Raw genomic sequence first — 18313 nt, forward strand, 5'->3', positions numbered from 1 at the left:
GTACAAGGTCTGTCGATGTAGATGATTTGATATTAAACAGCGCGGGGGCACTGACCGGATTCTTATTATACAAAGTAGTTCATCAGGTCGTCTTAAGGAACTTAAAGGGCACGACCGTTAATGAAATCATAAAGTAACTGGAGTGAGCTTTGAGAGGATCAGGTCGTTACGCTAACGGGAAACGATAGTTGAATAACACATGGATGAGCAGGCGCTGTGGTGGCCTGCTCATTTTATTAAGCTAACGGGCAGGTTATGTTTAATAAAGCCTAAAATTCTTATTGTAAAAAATTTTTCTATGGTGTAATTTGGAAGAATCCTATTTGAAAGCGAGTGATTATCGTGAGAACCATTAAATTAGTTGGCGACGCAGTTATTTTCGAGGTGCGGAAGGGATAGTTGCTTGCGCTGATCTCTTCCGTGCAAAAACCAAACCACGGAGGGAAAGCATATATGTCTTTTAATAATTACGGTGAACTCTGCACGGAGGTCTATGACCTAACCAAAAAAATTGGGCAATCATTAAGCGGAGAAGTTGAGTATTATCGCGAAAAGCTTAAACATTGTAAGGGACGCATTCTGGAGGCCATGGTTGGCTCAGGACGTGTGATCATTCCTCTTCTTGAATCTGGCTTGATTGTAGACGGAGTGGACTATTCCCCGCAAATGTTGGATTCATGCCGCAGCCGATGTGATGAACGCGGATTAACTACCAACTTATATGAAGCAAACTTGCAGGAACTTTCTTTGCCGCATAAATATGAGGCGATCATCATTCCTGGGGGTTCGTTTCTGTTAATCGAACAACGGGAAGAGTCACTTCGAGTTCTAAAGCGGTTGTATGAACATTTGGAACCAGGTGGACAGTTGTTACTTGACCTGTTTTTGCCAGATAACAATTATAACAGTTCCGAATTAGGGCGATGGAGCGGATCGGCAACGTATCACTTGCCTAATGGTGACATCATCACGATGGAAGGCAAGTGTGTTGAAGCTGATTTATTCTTCAATCAATACCGAGTGAGCTACTTAAAATACGAAAAGTGGCGTAATGGGGCATTGGTCCAAACGGAATTGCAACGATTTGCATTGCGCTGGTATGGTGTCGAGGAATTCAAATACATCCTTGAAAGCGTTGGTTTTTCTACTGTCATTGTTTGCGCAGATTTTGAGGATGGAAAAATACCAACAAGCGGCAATCAGAAATTTGTTTATCAAGCCACTAAATTATAAATCACATAAGCCCCCCGTACTTTACTGTGCGTGGGGCTTGTTACGCTAACGGGACACGATAGTTGAATGAACGAAGCGTGAACCAGTCCGTTTAAGGGGGCTGGTTTTTTCGGTACATAAGATATGTTATGTACTGAAAGTGTCGTTAAGCTAACTGGCAGGATTGCTTCATCAATTGTCGAATCCTTTGTTCGAATATTTCTATTAATGGGGGGTTGGGTATGGAAATTAAGATACGAGAAGTTGTAGAAAGTGATTATACTGAAGTTGTTTTTTTATGGAACGATGTACTTGGAATTCGCAATGTTAATGATGAAAACTTTCGAATTACTATGGAAAAAATGAATACTGACGGGAATTACAAAACATTTGTTGCATTATTTGAAAATGATGTGGTTGGTTTTGTAGCTATAGTTCAGGCATTATCCGTAGGGGTTCCGATTGGTTATTTTCATATTCAAGCTCTTGCTGTTAAAAAGGAATTTCAGCATGGTGGGATAGGTACAAAACTATTAAGACACACTGAAAATTATGCTAAAGAAATCGGAATATCAAGTATTATTTTATGTAGCGGATTCAAGCGAACAGTCGCCCATGCTTTTTATGAGCGTAATGGCTATGACAAAGATTCTTACTGCTTTGATAAGATTATTAACCTTGACTAACAAGCATTAATTAAACCAAATTAATTTTGAATATGTGAGTAATCATTTTGCATTAAACTAACGGGTACGATAGTTGAATAACACATGGATGAGCAGGTGCTGCGAGGCGTGCTCTTTTTATTACTAACTGGCAGGATACGGAAACAAGCAGAAGAGGTGAAATATGATACGGGGAGTAATTATCGAAGGGTTATCTACCGCAGGAAAAACATCAGTATTTTCGGCAATAAAGAGAATAAATAGTCAAATAGACAATGGTGAAAAAACGATAATTGCAATAAGCGAACACTATTCTCAAGTTTTGCATTCATACCAAGGCGTTTTAAGAGCGATGGAAAAGGATGAACATATTCAGCTTTTGAATCGTCATGTTGATTATCTTGAGCAACAATACAATTGGATTGATTCACTTGGTCATACGAAACCATCAAACGGTGTATTTTATCTTTTAGAGAGGTTCCATGTAAATCATCGGGCGGTATTTACAAATCCTGCAGAAATTGAGATGCTGGAAAAACATCTATCAAAGCTGAATGCACATTGTGTCCTCTTAACCTTGTCCCAAGATGCCGTTGAGCCCAGATTTATTGTAAGTCGGAGCGAAGCTTGGAAATCATATGTGATGGAAAACCCTTTCACGGTACCGGAGGCATGTCAGAAGTTCTTAGAGGATCAGGAAAAACTTCGCATGTGTGCGAAACAATCGCTAATTCCCACTTTAGAAATAAACACAGATGAAGCAGACTGGGATTCTTATGCAAAACAAATACTCATGGAATGCTAAACATTCCTGTTGAGGCTAAGAAATAGCCTTTGTCAAAAAAGGAGCGCCTCGGTATGATGGGTTTGTCCAATACACCATCAAGGAGGCGCTCTTACTATGAAGTTTAAGCAATCAGACGCACAAAATCAACGGATTGAACGAATTACCACCTCACATCTCGTCGTAGGGATCGACATGGCCAAAGAAACGCATGTAGCACAAGCTACGAATTTCCGTGGGATCGTGGTTTCCAAACGACATCTCTCATTCTCAAATAGCATTGAAGGCTTTGAAAAATTGAACCGCTGGATGACGGAGTTACAGCAGAAACACCGATTAAAGAAGCTCATCATCGGCATGGAGCCAACCGGCCATTACTGGTTTAACCTTGCCAACTGGTTAGCAGATAAGGAATTACACGTGGTTATGGTTAACCCTGCAACGACGAAGCGCAATAAAGAAAATCGAGATAATAGTCCATCAAAGAACGACCCCAAAGATGCACTTATCATCGCAGATTCAGTAAGTCGGGGCTTCTACTATGAGTACACGCGTCAATCGCTTGTGTTTCAACGCTTACGGACCATAATGAGTGATCGCGAATTCTGGGTGTCGAACAGTGTACGCCTGCAGAATCGAATCATACGCTGGCTGGACATTCGTTTTCCTGAGTATCCTTCCGTATTCAAAGACTGGACTTGTAAGCGATCATTGGCGACCCTCAAGACATTCCCTTGCCCACAGGATTTGGAGACATATGCAATACCGGATGTAATCAGTGCTTGGAGAACTCATATGCAGCGCGCTGGGGGTTCTACGGGGATTGAGAAGGCTGCACAGCTCATCGCTCATGCTAAACGAAGTGTCGGAGATCGAGCCGCTGTAGAAGAATCGAAGGCAGATTTAATGCGGCTTATTGAAGAATAGGAACGAGTTACAACCATGCTTGAACAGATTGAAAAGGACATCGAATCCCTGCTTTCTGAGATTCCAATGGCGCAGCAGCTTCGCACGATAAAAGGTCTCGGGAAGATCTTCACCGCGGCCATTTTAGCGGGCACAGGAGATTTAAGACAGTATGCGCATGGACGTCAGGTATTACGGAAGGCTGGTCTGAATTTGGCTGAAAGTACGTCAGGAAAGCGAAAAGGACGAATTGTTCTTTCGAAACGAGGAGACTCAGCCTTGCGAAAATATCTCTATCTCGCAACGGTTCAGCTCGTTTGGAATAACCCTGTGTTCCGCCATCTGCATGAGCATAATGTGCAAGAAAAGAAGATGAAAAAGCAGCAATCGATATTTAAGTTAATAGGAAAGCTGGCACGAATTCTAGTAGGTATTGTTCAACGAGGAGAAAAGTTCACACCAGAGAAAACCGTCCTTACATGGGCAGAAGCGGCTTAAGTAAAGAAGCAATCACGTATATTGACTCATTCGCARGATTTCACAAAGAAAGCACGGAGGACCGAGTTCGTTACCCAAAAGGGCTCAGACCCATCCGCTAAACGCTATCGGTCTCCACACCTTGGACAGGTATAACGAAGGAATGTAAGGGCATTGACCCGCTGAGTTGTGGGAGGGTGAACCTCCAGGGATCATGTGGAGTATGCGTGCAGTAGAGACGGCCTGGGGAATATTTCCTGAGTGTTCCTCTATTTCCGCATGCCCAGCCCACCACCTCAATCGGTAACAACCGCGTTGCTTCCTGAGATGGTCTTGATCCAAGGTGACGAAATCCTGCGAATGAGTGAGTATATGTGAGATAAACCCTTAAAACCGAGGGACGGGGAACGATAGTGCAATGACATCAGGCTGCCGATATCGGCAGCCTTTGCTCACCTAGCATGAAAAAAATGTAGTAATATATGTGCTTTTTTAACTTAAAACCCTAACTGTAGTAACATAGTTAAATAAAAGATGAGGTGATAAGTTTGTACGCTATCGAGTTCTTTTTTGAAGAATCTTTTGAACAATATGTTAATGGTATTTGGAGGGGATTGCACGATGAAAAAATCACGTCTAATATGTATGACATTTCCGATCTAAGACCTCATATTACTGTAGCGGTCTATAATGATATCCCTGATCTGGAGATGTATATTTCACGCTTCAACTCATTTTTTGAAAATGTATTAGAACTTGATATAAAATTTGATGTACTTGCTTCATTTCCGACTTCAGGGACATTATTTATAGATCCAACAGTCACAGAAGGCTTAATCAAATTGCATAAACAATATCATACGGAATTCGGGGATCTACTTGAGTTTTCAAATCAATATTATATCCCTAATAATTGGGATCCTCACTGCACTCTCGCCATAAGACTTGACCCACAACTGATGATTGAGGCGATGAAATATTGTTACCAAGACTTTACCCCTCACAAAAGCAAAATTGTAGAGGTGGGATTAGTAAAACTGGGTTTTGAATCGAGTAAATGCATTAGCAGTCCCACCATTATATCTAAAGTATTTAAAACATTGAGCTAACGGGAAACTATAGTTTAACAATCACCAGGACGAGGCTGCCTGCATAAAACGGCAGATTTACAGCGAATATGGTCATTGCGCCCTGCATTTCCATGCCAAGCAGACCCGAGGATGCAGCCACATCATACCCGTGTCCAATCTTGTCCCAGCTTTACGGACACGAAAAACAACCGCTCAGCCTAGGCGGTTGCGGTAGGAGAAGAATTTTTACATGTCCGTAAAAGGAAAGCGAGCGTATACGTCATCAAGGGTGTAGGACTTCCCATGAACGGCGATTTCCTCGGCAAAAAGGGATACGCACTTTAGTACCTTGACCGACTGGATCGGATATTTGCCTACCGAGCTCTCGGCAGACAGCATGACCGCATTTGTGCCGTCTTGTACAGCTTGAAAGATATCCGTCACTTCGGCTCGTGTGGGAACAGGCTCGTCAATCATGGATTGAAGCATTTGGGTAGCCGTAATGACGTAGGTGCCGTTCACCCTGCATTCCCTGAGGAGCGCTTTCTGAATGAGCGGGATTTGCTCGAACGGCAGTTCGACCCCGAGATCGCCCCTTGCAATCATGATGCCATCGGATAGGGCGGCTATGTCACGGAAATTTTTCACGCCTTCCACCGTTTCGATTTTGGCAACGAGCTTGGGAACGTTACCGGACAAGGATCGGCAAAAATCCCTTACTTGTTCCAAATGGGCAGCTTGGCGGATGAATGAACAGGCAATCAGATCGATCCCTTCCTCGAGCAGGAACGCGAGATCCTCTTGATCTTTTTTTGTCAGTGCGGGAATATTCAGTTTGGTTCCGGGGAAATTGACGCTTTTGTTGCTGCTTATTCGTCCGCCGACTGTCACTTTGGTTGTTATCCGTTCGGAGCTAACGTCTGTCACCTCAAGCTTGACCGCGCCGTCATTGATAAGAATGAATGCGCCTGGAACAATCTCACCTGTAATGTCCGGGTAGTCGATATTCGCTCTGTGTCCGTTACCGGTAACGGAAGCAACCAATAGTTCGAACGGCTGCCCTTCTTCGAGCAATACGCCGTCCCCTTCAATCTCGCCCAACCGGATTTTTGGGCCCTGCAGATCGCCCATTATGCGGATCGGCGTGTCGGTTGCATGGCTGGCTTCCCTTAAATGACGTATGATTTCCCTATGATTTTCATGGGTGGCGTGAGAGAGGTTCAATCTTGCCACCGACATGCCGCCAAAAATCAACTCCTTTACAACTGCCTCAGAGGAGCTGGCCGGTCCGATCGTGCAAATAACGTCAATACTCATTGCTATATCCCTCCTGATGTTTTAAGCGGCAAATTAGTTTGTCCGTTCCGGCACGTAACGCTGAATAAAGCGGAATAGAAGGTTCAAGGTATAAATGATCAAATAGATCGGACCCGAATACTGCAGCTTCCAACCTTTGTAGGTAAAGATGTGGAAGCAATAGGTGGAAATTGCCTCGAGCCCGACCGTCGCTATGCTGAACAAGAGCAAATATCCGAAGTGGTGCCATCCCGTGGGCCTCCATCTGCTATAAAAGTACAAAATGAAAAACTGTGAAGGCGGATAGGTAAACAGATAGAGTATGATATCGAACCACTCGAATTCCGGCCGATCGCCGAAATCGTAAAGATCGAATGGCTTGACGCCGATGGAAAAGTCGGCTGTAAATGCCAGCAATCCGTTAAACTGCCAAATGATAAATAAGTTAGCAAGAGATAGCAGGTTCGGTAGCAGCAAAAAAATGCCCCACGAAACCACAGATATGATCAGGATGAACCATTCGTTCGCATCAAAGCTTCTTGGAGGATACAGGATCATGGGAAACCTCCTGCCATCGTAAAAACGGGTTTTCACTCGCTTTCACCAGCTGCAGGTTCAAGGTGAGTACAGCGTAAGAGAACTGCTCTAAGGAAGCGATCATCAAGCCGCACGACAATATTTCCAGCGGATGCAGCGTCCTCCGCAGGAAGGGTATGAAAGCGATGCTGGTCATGCTGACAAAAAATGCGATGAGGAAGGTCAGCATTATATGTTCCTCCTTCAGGCTGAAGATATTTCTCTTATCATGCTCCGCATGAGGAAAAATATGTATGGGGGTTATTAATAACAGAGCGGAGCAATATAGAGCCTGATATTATTGAAATTTTTGCTATACAGTCTCCATCCCAAAATCGCAATGTTTCAAAATCACATAGTGTCGTAACACAAGAAAACGGGAATGAACTTGATTTAATCATAGCTCAATTAAAAAATCTAAATGATGATGATCAACAACAAATTATCTCGGATTTGTCGAAACATTTTGGTRAGTTACTAATAATATCAAGGAGTGAGCTGGCTGCATATAATTCTGCAGAAGTCGAGATGATTAGTAATGTAATTCGATCGAAATGGTTTCAAAAGCTTAATAATATGGATTTACCTCAAAAAATCTGCTTTGGTCAGCTAAATCATAACGGAGGATAGAGCTAGGCAGACGAGTCTTGATTGTACTTAACTTATCAACCAAAAAGTGGTTTTGAAACGGCGGCCGACATCATGGCTGCCGTTTTCTCAACTAACGGGCAGGATAGTATAACAAAATCCCGAATAAGTCCGAGGAGGCAAAGCCGCGCCTTTTACGGAAATGCCCCATTCCAGTATAAGGAATAAGGTTGTTAGAAACATTTCATTGGAACCCGCGTCTAACTTAGAAATAACATTAAGGCTTCATGGAAGGTGACCAGAATGAAGAAGCTTATCGCCTCATGCGCCGTAATTGGCGTGATGTGTTTTAGTTCCTCGGTTCTTGCGGCCGAAGATATCAACATTATGGTGAAGAATAAGGAGTTGCAAACCGACAGCGCGCCCGTTATCGTTCAGGGCAGGGTACTAGTTCCGCTTCGCGCCGTCTCAGAATCGCTCAGCGCGTCAGTCGAGTGGAATCAACAACAGAAAACCGCTATCGTTACCAAGTGGTCAAAGAAAGCTTCACTGACTGTCGGAAAAAAGACAGCATGGTTTGAGAATAGTGCCGCTGGTGAGTTGAACGACGACGTTTCATTGGATGTTACGGTCAGAATCATTAATAGTCGCGTATATGTACCTTTGCGGTTCATTTCACAGCAACTCGGCTATAAGGTGGACTACAAAAACAATACCGTCTCGATCCAGTCGCCGTATGCAGGCAGGTACAATGAGAATTACCTCGCTCAGATCCTCTCAGGTGATTTGGGGAGAAGCAGATCCATCTTGAAAGCTAATATGAGTGCATATGGATTACGCAATTATGAGCATACGCCTTTGAAAACGTTTCAACCTGCTTCCAGCGAGGCATTCCTGTTTCCTGAAGGAGAGGCGCTGCGATTTTTCTTGATCGAAAACAATGAAACTATAACATTTTTTGAGTATAAGGATGATTTTTTCGTGGCCACTTGGCAGGCTCACGTCGATCAAATAGAAGGCAATGCCATTGAACAATTATTTACGGATAAGCTTAAGGACCGCACAGGACCGACACCAAAAATCAACAAGCCCTTTCTCTATAACTACATGGAACCTTACGGGAAAGTGGTCCTGCGATCAGGCCGCATCGATATCGATGGAAAGTATACAGAAACTGGATACAAAAATGAGCGCGAAGATGTGACACATTCATTTGGAACGATTTCGAACGTGCTTCCAAATGAGGTTCGAAATGAAATCGTAATAATACCGCAAAGTTGAATCCCGAGAATGTATATTACAACGGAGTCGCAAGAAAAATTAGCTAGAAACGATTACGCTAACGGGACACGATAGTTGAACGGAAAATGGAGCAGTTTGCCGCGGCAGCTGCTCCATTTTTCGTTAAGCTAACGGGCAGAGGAAAGTTTAATCATTTCGCGAATATTCTATTGAAGATGGGATTAAAGGAAGTGGGATGATTATGAAGATAAAGCCTCCTGAATTAACAAAGGGAATATTAATTGGACTTTTTTTGATAATTATTATTTTTTTTATTAGCATATATGGAATGAATTTCGATATTGTCCCAAGTATTTTTGAATGAGTCAATATTTCAAAAAGTAGGGTAGCAGGTTTTCGTTCAATTCCCGACATTGCGCTAAACATTCCTGTAAGGCCTAAGATTTGGCCTTTGTCAAAAAAGGAGCGCCTCGGTATGATGGGTTTGTCTACAACACATCAAGGAGGCGCTCTTACTATGAAGTTTAAGCAAAATGACAGACAAAATCAACGCATTGAACGAATTTCCACATCTCACCTTGTTGTGGGTATAGATATCGCGAAGGAAACTCATGTAGCACAAGCAACTAATTTTCGCGGCATCATACTTAGTAAGCGACATCTATCATTCTCAAATACAATTGAAGGATTCGAAAAATTAGAACGATGGATCGATGGATTACAACAGAAACATCGCTTAAAGGGACTCATAGTCGGCATGGAACCGACCGGACACTACGGGTATAACCTGGCCAATTGGCTTGCCGACAAGGGCAAGAGTGTTGTCATGGTGAATCCGGCGACTACCTGGCTTGCCGACAAGGGCAAGAGTGTTGTCATGGTGAATCCGGCGACTACCAAACGAAACAAGGAGAACCGCGACAATTCTCCCTCCAAGAGTGATCCGAAGGATGCACTTGTCATCGCTGATGTGGTCAGCCGAGGCTTTTACTATGAATACTCGCAACAGGCTATCGTTTTTCAAAGGTTGAAAACAATGATGAGTGACCGGGAATTTTGGGTGACGAATAGTGTACGGCTGCAGAACCGGATCATCCGCTGGTTAGACATTCGCTTCCCTGAGTATTTCTCGGTATTTAAAGACTGGACCTGCAAACGGTCCTTGGCTACGCTTAAAGAGTTCCCTTCTCCGCAGGATCTAGCATCTCTGTCCGTATCAGAGGTGATTACAGGATGGAGAGAGCATATGAAACGAGCCGGTGGCTCCACTGGCATACAGAAAGCTGCGCAGCTCATCGCTCACGCTAAGAGTAGTATAGGCGAAACGTCTGCCCTCGATGAAGCAAAGCAGGATTTGGGGCGGCTATTTCAAGAGTTCGAACGGATTGTTGAGATACTAGAAAGAATAGAAAAGGATATACATGTGTTACTCAGCGAAATTCCTATGGCCAATCAGCTTCGATCTATCGGCCTAGGCACGATCTGTATTGCAGCCATTCTATCAGGTGCTGGCGACCTTAGACAGTATGGCCATGGACGTCAATTATTGCGTAAGGCAGGCTTAAACCTAGCCGAAAGCACTTCGGGGAAGCGCAAGGGACAGATTGTGCTTTCTAAAAGAGGTGATGCTACGCTGCGAAAATATCTGTATCTGGCTACGCTCCAACTCGTTGGAAATAACCCTGTTTTCCGACAGCTGCATAAGAACAATGTTCAAGTCAAGCAAATGAAGAAGCACCAATCGGTATTTAAACTGATTGGGAAATTGGCACGAATCATMATCGGCATTGCTCAGCGTGGAGAGACTTTCTCTCCTGAAAAAACTGCCCCGACATATATTCAAGCTGCTTAAGACAGATTAAACGATCACGTATATTGACTCATTCGCAGGATTTCACAAAGAAAGCACGGAGGACCGAGTTCGTACCCGATAAGGGCTCAGACCCGTCAGCTAAACGCTATCGGTCTCCACGCCTTGGTTAAGTGTAACGAAGGAATGTAAGGGCATAGACCCGTAGAGCTATGGGATGGTGAACCCCAAGGAAATTGTGGAGTATGCGTGCAGAAGAATTGTACTTGGAGAAATGTCCCACACGCTTCTTCTGTTTCTGCATGCCCAAGACCAGAGCAACGGTGTCTAATGAGCTTGCTTTCTGAACAACAGCTGTATTCTATGGCGACGAAATCCTGCGAATGAGTGAGTATATGTGAGATAAACCCTTAAAACCGAGGGACGGGTACGATAGTTGAACAAACAAGGAGCAGTTTGCTACTGATATGCTCCCCTTACAGTAGCAGGTTTTATTATTTCACCTGTCTACCGTAAGGGGAGCATATCATGCGGCAGCTGCTCTTTTCTTCGTTAAGCTAACGGGCAGTTATGCTCAATACCAATATGTGTTAACATGATATACAGGCGCAATAGAGTAGAATTGTTAAAGGGTGTTGAAAAACGGATGCAAAAATTACAAGCCAATTTTCTGTATTCAAATTTTGATAAGGAGATTGATGTCGTTCTGGTTGGTTTTGCTGATGGTGAATTTGATACTAATGAGTATTTACTTTTGCAAAAGTCAATGAAAAGTGATGAGCAGGACAAAGCTCTTGGATTAGATAAAGTACACATTACATACAAGGATGATATGTGTTCAGCCTATGGAGTGGTTGAAAAATTGATTTTAAAGAGCAGTTCAGTTGAAATATTTCTTGATTCCGATACTTCGAAGGAGCTTCAAATTGCAAACCATCTAATTGTAGAGTTCCCCATAAATTTAAAGGATGCCCATGGAATAAAACAACATTTAGAAATGATGTTTCAGGACGAGGTTGGAGTATTTGAAAGCAATTTATAACTGAGACCGAGAGATAGCTCGTTACGCTAACGGGTTACGATAGTTCAATAAAGACACCGAGGCAGCCGATCATAATCATCGGCTGCCTTTTCCACGCTAACGGGCAGTATGACGCAACAAAGCTTCACGATTATTCGTCAAAGAAGGGAACTAAGATATTAGCTTACGCGGAGGTTGAAAATGAAGAGACAAATAAATAGTAAAGTTATTGTCATAATAATACTAATTACTTGTTGTATCCCCTTTCTATTATTTTGGTGGTTTTATTATATCGTTAATTCTCCTATGATTCCGTATGAATGACGAACAATCCATTAAGCATACGGGAAACGTCGGCAGCTTAGCACAATACCGTCTTTAGTTTGAAAAGGGGGATTATAATGAAAAAATTTATGATAGTCTTGTTAGCAATGTGCTGCATAGTAACAGGGTGCATTAATAACGAGAAAACAATTACGTTATTACAGATCAAAGACTTATTTAAAAAACATGGGATTCCTTTAGTAAAGCCTATAGAATTAAATACGGATAGTGTATTTCTAATGACTTTAAATGAAGTCACACCTGAACCTTTTATTATTAATGATGAACAGATAATCAGTATTTATGTCTATTCATCCAGTACTGGCGTTAAGAAAGGAATAAAGGATTTCGAGGATAATACGGCAACGGCAGATGTGACAGCACATGGAAGATACCAGGTCGCGAATGTCTTGATTTTTTATAACTACGAAGGTTTCCATACCCCTAAAGATGAACGAGTTGAAATGGTTGTAACGGACTTGAAGTCTCTTGTAAAATAATATGCTTAAACTAACGGGTAACGATAGTGGAGGAGCTTGCTTTACTGCAGCTCCTTTTTTTTCATTCGTCAGTACCAAACAAATTTCTAAACGGTTCGGAAACATATTTTGAGTACGCATTTAGAGTGGAAAAAAATCAATGGTAGCTACAATCTATATATTTTTTAGAATTGGGGAGTTTTTTATTACATATTTAAATATGTAAGTGAAAAACCGCATAAATATAGGAGGACAGGAAAGAATGGCTAATAAAAACCACAATGGGGTGATAGCATGCAAGAAGCTCGAAAAGATGGGTGGAAGTCTGACGAAGATCATTTACTAGCAGAGATCGTCCTAAGACATATTCGAGAAAAAAGTTCACAGCTAGTAGCATTTAATGAAGCTGCACAACAATTAGGAAGGACAGAAAGTGCATGTGGCTTTAGATGGAACTCCCAAATACGTAAACAATACGTATCGGAAGTTGAAGCAGCCAAACAAGAACGAAAGCAAAGCTCCTACGCTAAACAGGTAACGCAACAGATAAAAGTTTCCACTATTGAAGAAGAAATAGAACAGGAATACATGCCAGATTACATGGAACAGATTATTCTATTAGCTGACAAGCAGAAGCAACTTATTATAAATATGGCTAATCAAATCAGCAACTTAAAAGAGCAATTACAGCAGAAAAACAATGAACTTGAACATTTTAAAAAGAATGATCAACAAAACAACATTACTGAAGAGACATTAAAAGAAGACTTCGAAACGTTACTCCAAATATTCCATAGAGCAAAGCAATTGGCTTAACAATTGTCAAAGGATAAGAACATTGTCCGATTGAAGTCCGCTTAAATCGCGGGCTTTTTTAGTTATAGAATTAAGTTCTTTTCAATTGACAATGACAAGTACATTATCCGATTGCCGACAGAGATAATATACTTAGCGAAGATCGATTTCCTTTAAGTCTCCAAATCAGCATCACCCTTAAAAATCTAGAGGCCGCTGCCGGTATTAAGGGTCTCGGCGTGGTAACTCTTCGTTAAACTAACGGGCAGGATAACGCAACTTACCGTGCGATTTTTCGTCTAAGTAATGGTATAAACTGTAAATGAGGAGGGTTCTTATGAAGCAAGGACTGCGCGTTGTTTTGTTATTAATAACCTGTATGTTTGCTATTGTTAGTTGTAGCAGTAAAAGTACATTTGGTAAAGATTTAGAGAATAGCTATGAAGTAATAATTAAAGGAGAGAAGTTCGAAGAACAATTAACCGATAAAGATAAAATATCAAGCTTGGTTGAAGTTTTGAATAAAAGCAAAGCAATTGATACTCCTGAAAAAGCCAAGGGTATAAAACCTGAAGTCTCAAAAGGAACAGATATGATTCATTTTCCAAAAGCAGATTTTTTCTATATTRGAGATGGCTACTTGTATCACGGGAATGATGGGAGATATTATTCAGTTTCAAGAGATATTGAAAAGTATACAACTGAACAATAATGCCCATACGCTACGCTAATGGGTACGATAGTTGAATAAAACACATGGATGAGCAGGCGCTACGGAGGCCTGCTCATCTTATTAAGCTAACTGGCAGATTAGTTTAATGAATGACTTATACAATAGATAGGATGATTAGTATTAATTACTACAAAAACAAAGTAAAATGGTGTGTGTTTTGTGACCAGGGCTGGGTTGAAATTTTAAAAGAAGCTAAATCAAACAAGCTAATTCTATGTTGTAGTGAATGTGAATCAACTTGGGAACATCCTAATTATGTTCATAATGCTGAAAAAGCATCTTCAAAAGATGAACTACTAATCGTACCTGATGATGACGAAATCATTCACTGGGAGAGATATATAATTGAACGTTGATGGGTTCGATGAACACATGAAAGAGCAGGCGCTACGGCGACCTGCTCTTCTATTAAGCTAATGGGCAGTATAGTTTAAATACAAACACTAATTAATGGTACAGTTCACCGTAATGTATCTAAACACAAAATGAAGTTTGACCAGAAAATCTACATCAGTGTATAGAGAAGAAACCACTCCTGACAATGGAGTGGTTTCTTTGAATAGAACTTCTATTTGGAATATCAAATTACAAAATTAAACGACGAACGATTGCTTCTTCCGAGTTTATAATTTCAAATCCTAATGATTCGTAAAGTTTGGAAGCAATTTCATTCTTTTTTCTATGGCTAAGTCTTACCTCTTCACAATGATACTCATCTTTAAGTAAGTTTATTAATTCAATCATTGCAATTCTTCCATACCCTTTGCCTTGATGATTCTGGTCAATCATAATTGCTTCAATTTCGCCAATACCCGTTTCGTTTACGAAATAAATCGCAAAACCTACCATTGTATCTTCATGATATATGGCTAGTGGCTTGAAATGTGTTTCATACTTTGATTCAGCAAGCCAATATACAACTGGTGCAGTAAATAACTTTCTTTGTTCATCCGTTACGTTGAGTTGAGTGCATTGAAACCAATCTTCCCTTGTAATTTCTCTTAAAGCTACCATAGGACTTCCTCCTTAAAATTGCCACAGAAGAAATCCAAATGAAAGAAATCCATCTGTGGATTAGACTAAAATCACCTTGTTCAGCATTTATTTCATCACTCCTTTCATGGAAATCAACAACATACTGATAATACCATATGTTGGAACTAATGTCTTTGTTCAATGCTGAAGGGCTGCCGCGCGGCAACCCTTCGCTCAACTAACGGGCAGTTTAGCGTAGTAGTTGCTTTCGAAAGTTTCGGCTACTTTCCGAGCTTTTGTTCAGTAATCTTTGATATAATTGGTTTCAAATATTTGTAAGATTGAGGTGTTAAGTGAGCCATATAAGAGGAATAATTCTAGAGGGTTTTTCACATGCTGGAAAAACGTCTGTTTTAAAAGCCCTAAAGCAACTTCATGCACAAGAGGAAACATCGGAGCGAGTATCATTGTTCTAAGTGAACATTATTCTCAAGTGTTAAACAATGTTCAAGGAGATTTTCAACGTTTAAATCGTGATGAACACCTTCAGTTGCTAAAGGAAAGGGTAAACATGCTACGACAATTAAACGAATGGGCGGCTTATCTAGGTCCAGATGCATCACGGGCATCAAGAGGTATTTTTTTTATATTGAAAGATTCATTTGAATCATAGAGTAGCATTCCCCACCGAGATTTCACAAGAAATCGAATCGCTTGAAAATGAATTGTTTAACCTCGGTGCAAAATGTGTTTTACTAACTGTATCTTCTGACAACGTAGAGCAAAGAATGCAAAGTCGAACACCCCACGAATGGACGAACAAAACAGTAGAAGAAATCAGAAATTCAGCTGATGAATTTATCCAAACCCATTATCCTGCCAACCATAGAAATAAATACTGATAAAAAAGAATGGATTACATATGCAAACAAAGTGATGGATTTATTAAGTTAACGGGTAACGATAGTTGAATAACACACATGGATGAGCAGGCGCTACGGTAGCCTGTTCTTTTTATTAAACTCCCTCGGTACGATTAAGTTTTCTCTCGAATGCTCGCTTATTCGCAGGATTTCACCCTTGCCAGAAATACGGAAGTATAGTTAGGGACACCAAGTTGAAGAGGTTAGCCTATCTGCAGAAAAAATAAAAGATGTCCATGAACGTAGCCATCTTTTATTTTTCCTTTTTTTCAAAGACAACCCAGCTTTTTTTAGCATATGAAAGCACATCTTTRCTGAAATTTTTATCTGCCAGGGACCATTTGAGATTTGGCTTTTTTATGGATTCTAAACAGGGACAACAATCATATTGATTCATTGTTAGTATCATTGCGAGCCAAGAAACTAATAGAAACTCAGATATATAGGTTTACTGAATTTGTATATTTTCTAGTTTTAATATTGAGGAAATTGACGAAATAAAACTAGGAGCTAAATTGAGCAAAATTAATCATAACCTTCCTTAGTCGGTTAAAAAAGATACGAGAATTATGCCAACTAATCAACCCGTTAAAACAGAAAATACACTATAAATAGTTACAAAAAAAAAATAAAGTGTAATCATGAATGTATTTTGTGAAAATGTTAAGTTCAAACGAAAGAGTGGATTCTATTTGAAAAATATTACGTCCTGATGCAAAGTATAAGTTTAATGCTTATTCACTCACAAAATCAAACGAGAGGTCTTGTGGTTGTGGTCATATAGTAAATAAATGAACAAATTAATTCAAAAATAACAAGCTATTATTTTACATATGAACAAAATTAGGTTTACTTAACTATTGACCAAACGATGCTGGTCTGTTAATTTGTAAATTATAGCATATTACAAACACTTCAATGTAAGTGCTTACAATGTAATATAGTGTTTGGTTAAAATTAGTTTTGGTATTTTCATCAAAACTAATCAGGCTGAATATATAGAGAAACTAAAGTTTTCACTAATTACGTGCTGTAAACAGCTTTGATAATGACAGAATAGTATTCGTAATTTCTTGAAACGGAAATTTAAAGGAGGTGGTGCTTAGCGAGGATGGGGAAATGCCGAAGCAACTGCTTCAGGGGGAGCTCATCTGTATATTAGGCTCCTATTATGATTGGAGCCGCAAGGAGTTGATTCATGTTAGAGCATAATACGATAAAGGAACGAGTGTAAACAACGGCTTAGTCCACGGCGAATGGTTGCAGCCCAGTTGTTCACACCCGTATTTGAACATGCTTAAAAAATCGTGAAGATTCAAAAAGCAGGTCTATTTGTATTGTCTTAAATTTGCCGGAAAAAATCAAGTATAGCCGGTGTTTATATTCACTTAAAAAATATTGGAGGGTACTCAATGAAATCATATAAAGCGTTGTGTCTTATCATGTTGGCTCTGGTGTTCGTGCTTTCTGCCTGTTCAGGCAATAACGGCGGCAGCAAAGCAGGTTCGAATAATAATACGACGGGTGCGACCAATGAAGCGGCGAATAAAGACGCGAATGCGGGTAAAACGGATGAGCAGTCGGAACAGAAAAAAATGAAAATCGGATTGACGGTTCCGACGCTTGGTAACCCGTTCTTTGTTTCCATGTCCAAGGGAGCTCAAGAAGTGGCCGCCAAATACAACGCGGAAGTCATCGTCGTATCGGCGGATCACGATCTGGCGAAGCAAACCCAGCAATTTGAAGATTTTATTACGCAGAAAGTAGATCTGATTCTGCTCAGCCCTTTTGATTCCAAAGGAATTGCGGGTGCGGTCCAGCAAGCGAAAGCTGCGGGTATTCCGGTCGTTGCGCTAGACGGAAGCGCAGAAGGCGGTATCGATACCGTCGTTATGTCCGATAATGTGCAAGCAGGACGGCTGGCAGGTCAATATTTGGCCGACCGCTTGGAAGGCAAAGGAAACATTGTCGTTATCGACGGACCACCGGTATCTGCCGTTACCGACCGTATCAAGGGCTTCGAAGAAGTATTGGCCAAATACCCGGAGATTAAAGTAGTTGCCAATCAGAACGGTGAAGGTAATCGTGAAAAAGCGCTGACCCTGATGGAAGGCATACTTCAGGCCAATAAACAGATCGATGCCGTATTCTGTATCAATGACGAAGAAGGCGTAGGCGTCAAGATCGCTCAAGAGCAGGCTGGACGTTCGGATGAATTTTTCATAGTAGGGGTCGACGGCGCGCCAAGCGCTGCGGACGCTTTGAAAGAAAAGAAAAGCTATGCGGCAACATCCGCTCAATTCCCAAACCAGATGGCTATTCAAGGAATCGAGTTGGCGATAAAGGTTATTAACGGGGAGACGGTAGAGCCGCAAGTACTGATTCCGACGGAATTGATTACACAAGATAATGTTGATTCCTACAAAGGCTGGTAATA

General features: G+C 41.1%; 16 protein-coding genes and 1 pseudogene. 13 read left to right on the top strand and 4 right to left on the bottom strand.

The features are described from left to right. From AC1DLI_RS27100 to AC1DLI_RS27125, 6 genes and pseudogenes are all read left to right on the top strand, one after another. A partial coding sequence (locus AC1DLI_RS27100) for a VanZ family protein (RefSeq protein ID WP_477607820.1) occupies window positions 1-137 on the top strand: 137 nt, incomplete at its 5' end. Window positions 138-453: 316 nt separating this feature from the next. After that, complete coding sequence (locus AC1DLI_RS27105) at window positions 454-1233, top strand: class I SAM-dependent methyltransferase (RefSeq protein WP_477607705.1); 780 nt, start codon at window positions 454-456, stop codon at window positions 1231-1233. A 221-nt stretch (window positions 1234-1454) separates the two neighbouring features. After that, on the top strand, window positions 1455-1898 hold the full coding sequence (locus tag AC1DLI_RS27110; RefSeq protein ID WP_477607707.1) for a GNAT family N-acetyltransferase: 444 nt from the start codon (window positions 1455-1457) through the stop codon (window positions 1896-1898). Between the two features lie 163 nt (window positions 1899-2061). Then, complete coding sequence (locus AC1DLI_RS27115; RefSeq protein ID WP_477607709.1) at window positions 2062-2682, top strand: hypothetical protein; 621 nt, start codon at window positions 2062-2064, stop codon at window positions 2680-2682. 96 nt (window positions 2683-2778) lie between these two features. Further along, window positions 2779-4065, top strand: a pseudogene (locus AC1DLI_RS27120) (IS110 family RNA-guided transposase). Window positions 4066-4592: 527 nt separating this feature from the next. Next, window positions 4593-5153 (top strand): 2'-5' RNA ligase family protein, encoded by a 561-nt coding sequence (locus AC1DLI_RS27125; protein ID WP_477607711.1) that lies wholly within the window; start codon window positions 4593-4595, stop codon window positions 5151-5153. 207 nt (window positions 5154-5360) lie between these two features. Here AC1DLI_RS27125 and pyk read toward each other — a convergent pair whose 3' ends face one another. From pyk to AC1DLI_RS27140, 3 genes are read right to left on the bottom strand one after another with little or no spacing between them, the layout of a single operon-like run. Continuing rightward, complete coding sequence (pyk, locus tag AC1DLI_RS27130; protein ID WP_477607713.1) at window positions 5361-6431, bottom strand: pyruvate kinase; 1071 nt, start codon at window positions 6429-6431, stop codon at window positions 5361-5363. A gap of 33 nt (window positions 6432-6464) precedes the next feature. Further along, window positions 6465-6968: a hypothetical protein gene (locus AC1DLI_RS27135; RefSeq protein WP_477607715.1), complete on the bottom strand. Its 504-nt coding sequence runs from the start codon at window positions 6966-6968 to the stop codon at window positions 6465-6467. Continuing rightward, on the bottom strand, window positions 6940-7176 hold the full coding sequence (locus tag AC1DLI_RS27140; protein ID WP_477607717.1) for a hypothetical protein: 237 nt from the start codon (window positions 7174-7176) through the stop codon (window positions 6940-6942). The genes AC1DLI_RS27135 and AC1DLI_RS27140 overlap by 29 nt, the downstream gene beginning before the upstream one ends. 701 nt (window positions 7177-7877) lie before the next feature. Between AC1DLI_RS27140 and AC1DLI_RS27145 the strand changes: the two genes are divergently transcribed. From AC1DLI_RS27145 to AC1DLI_RS27170, 6 genes are all read left to right on the top strand, one after another. Next, window positions 7878-8855, top strand: a complete 978-nt coding sequence (locus AC1DLI_RS27145; protein ID WP_477607719.1) for a copper amine oxidase N-terminal domain-containing protein — start codon at window positions 7878-7880, stop codon at window positions 8853-8855. A gap of 478 nt (window positions 8856-9333) precedes the next feature. Continuing rightward, window positions 9334-10668, top strand: coding sequence for an IS110 family transposase (locus tag AC1DLI_RS27150; protein ID WP_477607721.1), 1335 nt, complete (start codon window positions 9334-9336; stop codon window positions 10666-10668). Between the two features lie 604 nt (window positions 10669-11272). Next, on the top strand, window positions 11273-11668 hold the full coding sequence (locus AC1DLI_RS27155) for an Imm10 family immunity protein (RefSeq protein WP_477607723.1): 396 nt from the start codon (window positions 11273-11275) through the stop codon (window positions 11666-11668). 380 nt (window positions 11669-12048) lie between these two features. Continuing rightward, window positions 12049-12471 carry a hypothetical protein gene (locus tag AC1DLI_RS27160; RefSeq protein ID WP_477607725.1) on the top strand — a complete coding sequence of 141 codons (423 nt, stop codon included), beginning with the start codon at window positions 12049-12051 and terminating at the stop codon, window positions 12469-12471. 273 nt (window positions 12472-12744) lie between these two features. Then, entirely contained in the window at window positions 12745-13266 is a 522-nt protein-coding gene (locus tag AC1DLI_RS27165; protein WP_477607727.1) for a hypothetical protein, read from the top strand. A gap of 316 nt (window positions 13267-13582) precedes the next feature. Continuing rightward, entirely contained in the window at window positions 13583-13957 is a 375-nt protein-coding gene (locus tag AC1DLI_RS27170) for a hypothetical protein (RefSeq protein WP_477607729.1), read from the top strand. Between the two features lie 606 nt (window positions 13958-14563). On the opposite strand, the gene AC1DLI_RS27175 is transcribed toward AC1DLI_RS27170, so the two are convergent. Next, window positions 14564-14992 carry a GNAT family N-acetyltransferase gene (locus AC1DLI_RS27175; RefSeq protein WP_477607731.1) on the bottom strand — a complete coding sequence of 143 codons (429 nt, stop codon included), beginning with the start codon at window positions 14990-14992 and terminating at the stop codon, window positions 14564-14566. Window positions 14993-17288: 2296 nt separating this feature from the next. Here AC1DLI_RS27175 and AC1DLI_RS27180 point away from each other — a divergent pair. Further along, window positions 17289-18311 (top strand): ABC transporter substrate-binding protein, encoded by a 1023-nt coding sequence (locus AC1DLI_RS27180; protein WP_477607733.1) that lies wholly within the window; start codon window positions 17289-17291, stop codon window positions 18309-18311. Window positions 18312-18313: the final 2 nt, after the last annotated feature.

It is taken from the genome of Paenibacillus sp. 01T443, assembly GCF_056398325.1.

Excerpts from the sequence above, each read along its gene's own strand:
- AC1DLI_RS27105 (WP_477607705.1), top strand. The coding sequence starts at position 454 with ATGTCTTTTAATAATTACGGTGAACTCTGCACGGAGGTCTATGACCTA.
- AC1DLI_RS27110 (WP_477607707.1), top strand. The coding sequence starts at position 1,455 with ATGGAAATTAAGATACGAGAAGTTGTAGAAAGTGATTATACTGAAGTT.
- AC1DLI_RS27115 (WP_477607709.1), top strand. The coding sequence starts at position 2,062 with ATGATACGGGGAGTAATTATCGAAGGGTTATCTACCGCAGGAAAAACA.
- pyk (WP_477607713.1), bottom strand. The coding sequence starts at position 6,431 with ATGAGTATTGACGTTATTTGCACGATCGGACCGGCCAGCTCCTCTGAG.
- AC1DLI_RS27135 (WP_477607715.1), bottom strand. The coding sequence starts at position 6,968 with ATGATCCTGTATCCTCCAAGAAGCTTTGATGCGAACGAATGGTTCATC.
- AC1DLI_RS27140 (WP_477607717.1), bottom strand. The coding sequence starts at position 7,176 with ATGCTGACCTTCCTCATCGCATTTTTTGTCAGCATGACCAGCATCGCT.
- AC1DLI_RS27145 (WP_477607719.1), top strand. The coding sequence starts at position 7,878 with ATGAAGAAGCTTATCGCCTCATGCGCCGTAATTGGCGTGATGTGTTTT.
- AC1DLI_RS27155 (WP_477607723.1), top strand. The coding sequence starts at position 11,273 with ATGCAAAAATTACAAGCCAATTTTCTGTATTCAAATTTTGATAAGGAG.
- AC1DLI_RS27160 (WP_477607725.1), top strand. The coding sequence starts at position 12,049 with ATGAAAAAATTTATGATAGTCTTGTTAGCAATGTGCTGCATAGTAACA.
- AC1DLI_RS27165 (WP_477607727.1), top strand. The coding sequence starts at position 12,745 with ATGCAAGAAGCTCGAAAAGATGGGTGGAAGTCTGACGAAGATCATTTA.
- AC1DLI_RS27175 (WP_477607731.1), bottom strand. The coding sequence starts at position 14,992 with ATGGTAGCTTTAAGAGAAATTACAAGGGAAGATTGGTTTCAATGCACT.
- AC1DLI_RS27180 (WP_477607733.1), top strand. The coding sequence starts at position 17,289 with ATGAAATCATATAAAGCGTTGTGTCTTATCATGTTGGCTCTGGTGTTC.